Origin of the sequence: Mycobacterium sp. (assembly GCF_049280035.1) — a bacterium.
Classification (GTDB): domain Bacteria; phylum Actinomycetota; class Actinomycetes; order Mycobacteriales; family Mycobacteriaceae; genus Mycobacterium.
Genome location: NZ_JBAPPI010000026.1, coordinates 1 through 9,624 on the forward strand (window position 1 = coordinate 1; position 9,624 = coordinate 9,624).

Annotated in this window: 10 protein-coding genes and 1 tRNA gene; 7 read left to right on the forward strand and 4 right to left on the reverse strand. The window is 65.3% G+C overall.

What is annotated here, in order from left to right; genetic code table 11:
• From WAN71_RS00905 to WAN71_RS00915, 3 genes are all read left to right on the forward strand, one after another.
• Positions 1–997, forward strand: a 997-nt coding sequence (locus tag WAN71_RS00905; protein ID WP_422223527.1) for an ABC transporter substrate-binding protein, incomplete at its 5' end; no start/stop codon positions are given.
• A gap of 122 nt (positions 998–1,119) precedes the next feature.
• Positions 1,120–2,502 (forward strand): acyl-CoA dehydrogenase family protein, encoded by a 1,383-nt coding sequence (locus WAN71_RS00910; RefSeq protein WP_422223528.1) that lies wholly within the window; start codon positions 1,120–1,122, stop codon positions 2,500–2,502.
• 53 nt (positions 2,503–2,555) lie between these two features.
• Positions 2,556–2,888 carry a GNAT family N-acetyltransferase gene (locus tag WAN71_RS00915; RefSeq protein WP_422223529.1) on the forward strand — a complete coding sequence of 111 codons (333 nt, stop codon included), beginning with the start codon at positions 2,556–2,558 and terminating at the stop codon, positions 2,886–2,888.
• A gap of 13 nt (positions 2,889–2,901) precedes the next feature.
• Here WAN71_RS00915 and WAN71_RS00920 read toward each other — a convergent pair whose 3' ends face one another.
• The 3 genes from WAN71_RS00920 to WAN71_RS00930 form a co-directional block, all read right to left on the reverse strand.
• The gene (locus WAN71_RS00920; protein WP_422223530.1) at positions 2,902–3,642 is read right to left on the reverse strand and encodes an SDR family NAD(P)-dependent oxidoreductase; all 741 of its coding nucleotides are present in this window, start codon (positions 3,640–3,642) and stop codon (positions 2,902–2,904) included.
• A 16-nt stretch (positions 3,643–3,658) separates the two neighbouring features.
• Positions 3,659–3,940, reverse strand: a complete 282-nt coding sequence (locus WAN71_RS00925) for a hypothetical protein (protein ID WP_422223531.1) — start codon at positions 3,938–3,940, stop codon at positions 3,659–3,661.
• Between the two features lie 92 nt (positions 3,941–4,032).
• Positions 4,033–4,115, reverse strand: a tRNA-Leu gene (locus tag WAN71_RS00930).
• A 261-nt stretch (positions 4,116–4,376) separates the two neighbouring features.
• Here WAN71_RS00930 and WAN71_RS00935 point away from each other — a divergent pair.
• The 4 genes from WAN71_RS00935 to WAN71_RS00950 all read left to right on the forward strand — a co-directional run bounded on the left by WAN71_RS00935 (position 4,377) and on the right by WAN71_RS00950 (position 9,358).
• Complete coding sequence (locus WAN71_RS00935) at positions 4,377–5,912, forward strand: FhaA domain-containing protein (protein ID WP_422223532.1); 1,536 nt, start codon at positions 4,377–4,379, stop codon at positions 5,910–5,912.
• A 115-nt stretch (positions 5,913–6,027) separates the two neighbouring features.
• The gene (locus WAN71_RS00940; protein WP_422223533.1) at positions 6,028–6,495 is read left to right on the forward strand and encodes an FHA domain-containing protein FhaB/FipA; all 468 of its coding nucleotides are present in this window, start codon (positions 6,028–6,030) and stop codon (positions 6,493–6,495) included.
• Positions 6,492–7,958, forward strand: coding sequence for a PP2C family protein-serine/threonine phosphatase (locus WAN71_RS00945; RefSeq protein ID WP_422223534.1), 1,467 nt, complete (start codon positions 6,492–6,494; stop codon positions 7,956–7,958). The genes WAN71_RS00940 and WAN71_RS00945 overlap by 4 nt, the downstream gene beginning before the upstream one ends.
• Entirely contained in the window at positions 7,955–9,358 is a 1,404-nt protein-coding gene (locus WAN71_RS00950; protein WP_422223535.1) for an FtsW/RodA/SpoVE family cell cycle protein, read from the forward strand. Before WAN71_RS00945 ends, WAN71_RS00950 begins: the two co-directional genes overlap by 4 nt.
• 45 nt (positions 9,359–9,403) lie before the next feature.
• Here WAN71_RS00950 and WAN71_RS00955 read toward each other — a convergent pair.
• A partial coding sequence (locus WAN71_RS00955) for a zinc ribbon domain-containing protein (protein WP_422223536.1) occupies positions 9,404–9,624 on the reverse strand: 221 nt, incomplete at its 5' end.

Consider the following 9,624-nt stretch of genomic DNA (forward strand, 5'->3'; position numbering starts at 1 on the left):
ACCACCACCGCCTACAGGGCCCGGCCGCGGCCGCCGTCGCAAACGGGGGCTGCTCTGGGGGGCACTGGCGCTGGCTGGGATTGTGGCGGCCGCGGCCGTGGTGGGCGTGTCGCTGCTAGCCCACCAAGGCGGCGGCTTGCCGCCCTATCAGGCTCAATCCCTTGACGGCAAATACGGGACCGTCCAGCTCAATCACCGCCCGCTGTCCATCGCGGCGCTCGGCCCCGGCGACCCTGACGCGGTGCTGTCATTGGGAGTTCAACCCGCTGCGATCAGCGGTCCACCAGGCACATTGCCGAGCTGGCTGCAAGACATGGTGCATTCGTCGCCTCAACGGCTTGCGATCACCGACGCGGCTGCGGTGGCGGCGACCAAACCCGATCTGATCGTCGACACCGGTGACATCGATAAGGCAACCTACGACAAGCTGGCCGCCGTCGCGCCCACGCTGACCCGATCCAACGACATTACGCAACCTTGGACATGGCAGACGCAGCTGAGCTGGATCGCCAAAGCCCTCGGCCGCGACAACACCGCTAAAACACTCCTCGACGAGGCGTCGGCGCAGCAGAACAAAATCAGATCCGAACACCCGGCCTTCGCCGGCAAGACCATCACTGTGGTCAACTACACCGACAGCGCCACCACCGTCGCCGCCCGCGAATCGCCTGCCACCAGTTACCTGGAGGGCATCGGGTTCACCTACAACACGAAATTCACCCGGGACGTCAACGACCCACTCGACACTGCAGTCAATCTCACCAGCGACTCGAACTACCAAGTCACGTCGACCGACGTCGTGATCGTTGCCCGCACCGACAAGGGGGCCGGAAGCGGCGGCTACGCCGGGCTGCCGGCCATTTTCAGGATCTACTCGGGGACCCTCGTCATCGTCGACGACGGCGCCACCATCACCGCGCTGCAAACCGGTGGGCCGGCCGCCACCAAATTCCTCAACGGCACCCTGGTGAACACGCTCGCCGACCAAATTCACTGACTAGCGCCGCCAATGCAAAGCAGCACCCGGCTCAACGGGATGTAGCTGGTGCACAGCGGCAGCGCCTGGGTTGAATCGGCTGGCTGACGGGTACTAACAGAGCCAACCGATACGGGGGCGCTATGACTTTTGACCTGACACCGACGGCGGCGCAACACGACCTGGCCCGGCGCACCCACGAATTCGCCGAATCCGTCATACGTCCGGTCGCCCTCGATTACGACCAGCGGCAGGAGTTCCCCTGGCCGGTGCTGGAGGAAGCCGCGCGGCAGGGCTTTTACGGCCCGCTGTTCTACCGCGACCTCATCGGCGACCCAACGGGTATTTCGTTGCCGATGTTCATGGAGGAGCTGTTTTGGGGTTGCGCCGGAATCGGTTTGGCGATCGTGATGCCGGCACTGGCGCTATCGGCCATCGGGCAAGCTGCCTCCCCGGAGCAGATGCTGGAGTGGGCGCCGGAATGTTTCGGAAGCCCAGGCGATCTCAAGCTCGCGGCGCTGGCGATCTCGGAACCTGAAGGCGGCAGCGACGTACGGAATCTGCGAACCACCGCGCGGCGGGACGGCAGCGACTGGGTGATCGACGGTCACAAGATGTGGATCGGCAACGGCGGTATCGCCGACGTACATGTGGTCAACGCGGTTGTCGACGAAGACCTCGGCCATCGCGGGCAGGCGTTGTTCATCGTCCCGGGCGGCACACCCGGTCTGAAGATGGTCCGCAAACTCGACAAACTGGGCTGCCGGGCGTCGCATACCGCCGAGCTTCTTCTCGACGGCGTGCGGGTCCCGGAAGCCAATTTGCTGGGCGGGCAAGAAAGGCTCGAGCATAAGCTCGCTAAAGCGCGCGAAGCCGTCGCCAGTGGAAAGCGTTCCGGCTCCGCGACATTGGGCACCTTCGAGCAGACTCGCCCGATGGTCGCCGCCCAGGCGATCGGCATCGCGCGGGCAGCGTTGGAATATGCCACCACATACGCCACCCAGCGGGAGGCGTTTGGCGGGCCGATCATCGACAACCAGGGCATCGCTTTTCCGCTGGCGGAGCTGGCCACCCAGATCGACGCGGCGCGGCTGTTGACCTGGCGGGCGTCCTGGATGGCCGCCCAAGGGATCCCGTTCAAGCGCGGCGAAGGCTCCATGTCGAAGATGGCCGCCAGCGAGGTTGCCGTCAGGGCAACCGAGCGGGCCATTCAGACCATGGGCGGTTGGGGCTATATCACGGACCACCCGGTCGAGAAGTGGTATCGAGATGCCAAGCTGTACACCATCTTTGAGGGGACCAGTGAGATTCAGCGGATCGTAATATCTCAGGCGCTGGGCGCCTCGGAAGGCACTCCGCCGCTGCACATCGAGATCGAGCCGTCGGGTGGTCCGTTGAACCGGGTGTTCGGCCGCGGCACACTGCTTCGGTCCCGGGTGGCGAGCGCGGCGCTGTCCGCCAAGGACCGGGTGCCGGAGCCGTTGATGCGCGTCGCGATGCAAGCGCTGCGGCCGCCGCGTAAGTGAGCCATTAGCCTGGGCGACACGGCTGCCTGCCGACCACCCGGGAAGGAACATAAATGACCACGGACAAGACCGGCGCTCAGACCACCGTCAGCGCCGCGGACGGCAAGTACACCATTGCCGTCGAGGGTCAGACCGTCGGGCTGGCCGCCGTCGCTGACCGCGACAACCGGCGGGTGTTCTACCACACCGAGGTAGAGGACCAGTTCGAAGGACGCGGTTTGGCGAGCATATTGGTGGGGGAGGCGCTCGAGGCAACCCGCGCCGACGGGAAGCGCGTTGTCGCCGTGTGCCCCATGGTGGCCGCATTCATCAAGAAGCACCCGGAATTCAGCGACATCACCGACCCGGTCACGCCCGAGATATTGCGGTGGTCACAAACGCTTTAGCCCCCGGGTCCTGCTAGCCGGCGCCCTTGCCATTGTCGACTCGATAGACCGCGCCGTGGATGGCGGCCGCAGCATCGCTGGCAAGGAATGCGATGACATTCGCAACGTCAAGGGGCTTCATCATGCCGCGCGGCGAGGCCGTGCGCATGATCAGGTCGTAGTTCGGGTTGTCCGGCGCACTGAACTGTTCGAGTTGCGGAGTGAGCATGCCGCCCGGACATATTGCATTGACGCGCAAGCGATCCGCGGTGTACTCCACCGCCAAAGCACGTGTCAGGCCAATCAGCCCGTGCTTGGCAGCGCAATAGCCGGCCGAGTAGGCCTGCCCTTCGACGCCGGCAATGGAGCTGACATTAATGATGTTGCCGCCGCGCTCCAGCAAATAGGGCAGTGCAGCCCTGCAGAGGAAGAACGGCCCGCTCAGGTTGACCGCGAGATCTTGTGCCCAGTCGTCGTCGGTCATCGACTCCGTTCGGCGCATCTGATGTCGCCCGGCGATGTTGATAAGGACATCTAGCCCACCCCACTCGCGAACGCACTGCTCGACGGCGTCTCGGCAGGCCTGCGCCGAGGCAACGTCCACCGATGCATATGAACCGTGTTTTACGTCGGCGAACACGTCGGCCAAGCGTCCAGTATCCCGGCCGATCCCGAAAACCGTTGCGCCCTGGCGGGAAAGCAGCCGGGCGGTCTGGGCGCCGAGGCCCGACGACGCGCCGGTCACCAACGCGACTTTATTTTGCAAGGCAGCCATACCAGTTCCCGTTCACCTAGGTTCGCACCCGCGCAACGCTAACCCGCAGCAACTCAAGCGGCGCAACGAGTCTCGGTGCCCACCGGTGCACCGCGTCGACGAAGACGGGCGCGGCCCGGAAGTTCTGCCGGACCCGGCGCGCCGTCAACAACACCAGCAGGCAGACCGCCAGCCTGCCCAGCGCGATCCGACTCGTGCGCTTCTTCCAGGTTGACCGCGTCGGGCCCACGTGCCGACCGAAGTAGTAGCCGATGGATGTTGCCATCGCGAGAGCGGCGATTCCCACGAACACCATCATGATGATGAGCGTTCTTGGTCACCGTCGCGGCGAGGTCACACCCCGGACACACCTCGGCCAATAAGCGCGGGCCTGAAAGTCAATTTTGTTTGTGGGCGAAGGGGGACTTGAACCCCCACGTCCCGAAGGACACTGGCACCTGAAGCCAGCGCGTCTGCCATTCCGCCACTCGCCCTGAACAATCGGTGGAGCCTACCACTGTAATAGCCTGCATCCCCAACCACGCCGACGCCGTGACGGTGGTGCTCGGCGCCGCCTCCACGGGCGCCGCACGCGCGCTTGACCTGGACCGATGCGATTCTCAGAGTTCTGCAAGTGCCCCTGTGATGCGCTGGCCCGATACCATGCTGGGAGTACGACACGCGTGATGCGACACGCCGGAGGATCGTCCGCCGTGCAGCCGCAATAGATAAAGGACTGAGGCGGGCGCTTGGAGATGAGCAGCCAGAAGGGGCTAGTTCAACGCATCGAGCGCAAACTTGAGGTCACCGTCGGCGATGCCTTCGCCCGAGTGTTCGGCGGCTCGATCGTCCCGCAAGAGGTAGAAGCCCTGCTGCGCAGGGAGGCGGCCGACGGAATCCGCCCCCTTCAAGGCGATCGGCTTTTGGCTCCCAACGAATACATCATTACCCTCGGTATGCACGACTATCAGAAAGTGGGCGCCGACCCGGGCCTCACTTCAGACGCTTTCGCTAAGCACTTGACGGGATACATCGGCGAACAGGGGTGGCAAACATATGGTGACGTGGTCGTCCGGTTCGAGCAGTCGGCGAACCTACATACCGGCCAGTTCCGCGCCCGCGGTGCTGTCAACCCCGATGTCGCGCCCCGCCCGACGGCTAGCGAGCCCGCCGCGCCACAATCAGATCATGCGTTCAACGCAGAACCAGGAGTACCACCGATGACCGAGAATTCGAGCTACCGCGGCGGCCAGGGGCAGGGGCGGCCCGGCGACGACTACTACGACGACCACTACGGGCATCCGCAAGACGACCCGCGCGGTGGCCAGGCTCCCCAAGGTGGTTATCCGCCGGAACCGGCCGGCTACCCCGACCAGCAGGGTTATCCAGCGCCGCCACCCGACCAAGGCGGCTACCCGGAGCAAGGTGGCTATCCCGACCAAGGCGGCTACCCCGACCAACGCGGCGGCTACCCCGACCAAGGCGGCTACCAAGAACCAGGTCGCTACCCCGACCAACGCGGCGGCTACCCCGACCAACGCGGCGGCTACCCCGACCAACGGGGCGGCTACCCCGACCAGGGCGGCTACCCCGACCAGGGCGGCTACCCGCAGTACGAGCAGCGACCGGCCGGCGGCTACCCCGGCGGTCAAGGTCATGACCAGTACCGCCAGGGCGGCTACGGCCAGCCCGGTGGCCAGGGTTACGGCGAGTACGCCGACTACGGCCGCGGACCGGCCCGCCCCGATGAGGGCGGCTACGGCGCACCCGACCAACGGGCCCCCTACCCCGAGCAGGGCGGCGGCTACGACCAGGGCTACGCCGGTGGGCCGGGCTACGGCCGGCAGGACTACGGCCAACAGCCCGATTACGGTCGTTATGGCGACCCCGCTCCGCAATACGGCGGCGGGTATCCCGAGCCCGCGGGGCGTGACTATGACTACGGCCAGGCCCCGGAAGCCGGCGGCTACGGGGGCTACAGCCAGGGCGGCTACCCGTCGTCCGGGACTGCGGTCACGTTGCAGCTCGATGACGGCAGCGGGCGCACCTACCAATTGCGTGAAGGCGCCAACATCATCGGCCGCGGCCAGGACGCGCAGTTCCGGCTGCCGGACACCGGTGTGTCGCGCCGCCACTTGGAGATCCGTTGGGACGGCCACGTCGCGTTGCTGTCAGACCTCAACTCCACCAACGGCACCACCGTCAACAACGCGCCCGTGCAGGAGTGGCAGCTGGCCGACGGCGACGTGATCCGGCTGGGGCACTCTGAGATCGTCGTCCACATCCATTGAGCCCGTAGTCGCGCAGCTGTCCAGCTTCAGCCCGCTTCGACCGCCGTCCAAGTATCGTGACGTTGCTATATCCGGGCACGCGAAGCGTGCGGCGCCAGGACGGAGGGGACGCCAGATGCAGGGACTAGTACTGCAGCTGACGCGTGCCGGTTTCTTGATGCTGTTGTGGCTGTTCATCTGGTCGGTGCTGCGAATCCTGCGGACTGACATCTACGCGCCGACCGGCGCGGTCATGGTGCGACGCGGTTTGACGTTGCGGGGCACCTTATTGCCGTCGCGGCAGCGCCTCACAGCCGCGCGCTATCTGGTAGTGACCGAGGGGGCGCTGGTGGGTGCACGAATCACGCTCAGCGGGCAGCCGGTGCTGATCGGACGCGCTGACGACTCCACTCTGGTGCTGACCGACGACTATGCCTCGACACGGCACGCCCGGCTGTCTCAGCGCGGCTCGGAATGGTACGTCGAAGATTTAGGATCGACCAACGGCACATACCTTGACAGGGCGAAGGTGACGACCGCGGTACGCGTTCCCATTGGCACGCCGGTTCATATCGGCAAGACGGTAATCGAGCTGCGCCCGTGACTTTGGTCTTGCGTTACGCGGCCCGCAGCGATGTCGGCTTGGTGCGCTCCAACAACGAAGACTCGGTGTACGCCGGCGCGCGATTGCTGGCGCTCGCCGACGGCATGGGCGGACACGCCGCCGGTGAAGTCGCTTCCCAGTTGGTAATTGCCGCGTTGGCCCACCTCGACGACGACGAACCCGGTGGCGACCTGCTCGCCAAGCTGGACTCCGCGGTACGCGCCGGCAATTCGGCCATCGCCGCCCAGGTTGAGATGGAGCCCGACCTCGAGGGAATGGGCACCACACTCACCGCAATCCTGTTCGCAGGCAACCGTCTTGGGCTAGTGCACATTGGCGACTCGCGTGGCTATCTGATGCGCGACGGCGAGCTGACCCAGATCACCAAGGACGACACCTTCGTCCAAACCTTGGTTGACGAAGGGCGCATCACCCGGGAAGAGGCACACAGCCACCCGCAGCGATCGTTGATCATGCGGGCGTTGACCGGGCATGAGGTCGAGCCAACGCTGACCATGCGGGAAGTACGCACCGGCGACCGATACCTACTGTGCTCGGACGGGCTTTCCGACCCGGTCAGCGACGAAACCATCCTCGATGCCCTCCAGATTCCCGATGTCACCGACAGCGCCGACCGCCTCATCGAATTGGCTCTACGCGGCGGCGGCCCGGACAACGTCACCGTGGTGGTCGCCGACGTCGTCGACCACGACTACGGTCCGACCCAGCCGATCATCGCGGGCGCGGTATCCGGCGACTCCGATTATCAGGACCAACTGACCCGCCCCAACACCGCAGCCGGCCGGGCGTCGGCCATCAACCCACGCAAAAGTGTAGTGAAACGCGTTCTGCCGCAAGTCGATACGTTCACCCGCCCGAAACGGTCGCGCCGGCGAATTGCGATCGGTGCCGCGCTCGTCGTCTTACTGGTGCTCGCAGGCCTAGCCATCGGCCGAACCATCATCCGCAATTACTACTACGTCGGCGCGTACAACGGCACCGTGTCCATCATGCAGGGCATCCAAGTGTCCATCCTGGGTGTGCCACTGCATGGGCCCTATTCGCAAGGTTGCCTGAACAGCCGCAACCAGCTGTCGGTAATCCGCTACGGCCAGGCCGGCGGCAATAGCGGTTGCCAACCGATGAAGCTGTCCGACCTGGCTGAGTCGGCTCGCACCCAAGTGGCTGCCGGACTTCCAGCAGGCACACTCGAGCAAGCCAACGCACAACTACGCAGGTTGTCGACCGAGTCGCTGCTAAAGCTCTGCCCGCAGGCGCGCGCCCAATCGCCGCCCACCTCGACGCCCCCGCCCGCACCCGCTACGACCCAGCCCCCGAAACCCGGCGCCAGCACCCCAGAACAACTTCCGGCAAATCCATCGCCGACACCCGCCGCGCCCACCCTCACAACGCTCGCCCCGCCGCCGCCCCAGCCGGGCACCGAGTGCCGGAAACCGGCATGACCACCCAGCCGCAGCCGCCGGTCGCGGTGACACCTCCGTTGCCGAATCGGCGCAACGCCGAGCTGCTGCTGTTGTGCTTTGCCGCCCTGATCACGACGGCGGCCTTCGCGCTGGTGCAGGCCGACCAGGAACGCGGCCTGAATTGGCAGCTGATCAATTACGCCGCAGGGTTTTTAGCGGTGTTCGCATGCGCCCACCTGGCCATCAGACGCTTTGCGCCGTACGCGGACCCGTTGCTGCTGCCGATAGTGGCGCTGCTCAACGGCCTGGGCGTGGTGATGATTCACCGGCTTGACCTCGACGACCGCCTCACCGGGGCCAGCGCGCGCGCAAACCCGCAAATCCTGTGGACGCTGTTGGGAGTAGGGGCTTTTGCCTTCGTGGTGATCTGGCTGCAGGACCATCGACAGCTCGCCCGCTACGGCTACGTCTGTGGGCTGACCGGACTGGTGATCCTGGCGATCCCAGCATTGCTGCCGCGGTCGTTATCTGAGCAGAATGGCGCCAAGATCTGGATCAAGTTGCCGGGCTTTTCGATTCAGCCCGCGGAATTCTCCAAAATCCTTCTGCTCGTTTTCTTTTCGGCGGTGCTGGTTGCCAAACGCGGCCTGTTCACCAGCGCCGGTACGCATTTCCTGGGCATGGATCTGCCGCGTCCACGTGACCTGGCTCCGCTGCTGGCGGCCTGGGTGGCCTCGGTCGGCGTGATGGTCTTCGAGAAAGACCTCGGGACTTCGCTATTGCTCTACGCATCGTTTCTGGTGGTCGTTTATCTTGCCACCCAGCGGTTCAGCTGGGTGGTCATCGGTTTGGCCTTGTTCGCGCTGGGAAGCGTTGCGGCATATTTCATTTTCAATCACGTCCGGGTTCGCGTGCAGACCTGGCTGGACCCATTCGCCGACCCGGATGGCGCCGGCTACCAGATCGTGCAGTCGCTGTTCAGCTTTGCTACCGGCGGGGTCTTCGGCACCGGACTCGGCAATGGCCAGCCAGGCACGGTGCCGGCGGCGTCGACCGATTTCATCGTCGCCGCGTTCGGTGAAGAACTCGGGCTGGTCGGATTGGCCGGCGTGTTGATGCTCTACACCGTCGTGATCATCCGCGGCATGCGGACCGCGATCGCGGTGCGGGACAGTTTCGGCAAGCTGCTGGCCGCGGGCCTGGCTTCGGCGCTGGCCATCCAGCTGTTCATCGTCGTCGGCGGGGTAACCAACCTCATTCCGTTGACTGGGTTGACCACACCGTGGATGTCGTACGGGGGCTCGTCGCTGTTGGCCAACTATGTACTGCTGGCCATCCTGGTGCGCATCTCGCATTCCGCCCGGCGCCCGTTCCGCGCCCGGTCGCGCAACACATCGCCGATCGCGGCGGCCAACACGGAGGTGATCGAGCGAGTTTGACGTCCTCCTCTGGCTGAAGCCAGAGGATCCAATCCAATCCACTATCTATGCGGCAGGAGAGCAGAGTTGAGGTTCACGGTTCGTAGACCGGCTAGCGCCGAGGTCTCCCCGTGCTGTCACCGCCCGTCCGGCGGTGATGTTGCGTGCAGCGTTCACGTCGGCGTTGCACGGACCCGCGTTGCAGGCTTGGCACTGGAAAACCGCTTGGCTCTGACGGTTTCCGGGCGCGGTGTGCCCGCACACGGCGCATCGTTGCGATGTGTACG

Excerpts from the sequence above, each read along its gene's own strand:
- WAN71_RS00910 (WP_422223528.1), top strand. The coding sequence starts at position 1,120 with ATGACTTTTGACCTGACACCGACGGCGGCGCAACACGACCTGGCCCGG.
- WAN71_RS00915 (WP_422223529.1), top strand. The coding sequence starts at position 2,556 with ATGACCACGGACAAGACCGGCGCTCAGACCACCGTCAGCGCCGCGGAC.
- WAN71_RS00920 (WP_422223530.1), bottom strand. The coding sequence starts at position 3,642 with ATGGCTGCCTTGCAAAATAAAGTCGCGTTGGTGACCGGCGCGTCGTCG.
- WAN71_RS00925 (WP_422223531.1), bottom strand. The coding sequence starts at position 3,940 with ATGATGGTGTTCGTGGGAATCGCCGCTCTCGCGATGGCAACATCCATC.
- WAN71_RS00935 (WP_422223532.1), top strand. The coding sequence starts at position 4,377 with ATGAGCAGCCAGAAGGGGCTAGTTCAACGCATCGAGCGCAAACTTGAG.
- WAN71_RS00940 (WP_422223533.1), top strand. The coding sequence starts at position 6,028 with ATGCAGGGACTAGTACTGCAGCTGACGCGTGCCGGTTTCTTGATGCTG.
- WAN71_RS00950 (WP_422223535.1), top strand. The coding sequence starts at position 7,955 with ATGACCACCCAGCCGCAGCCGCCGGTCGCGGTGACACCTCCGTTGCCG.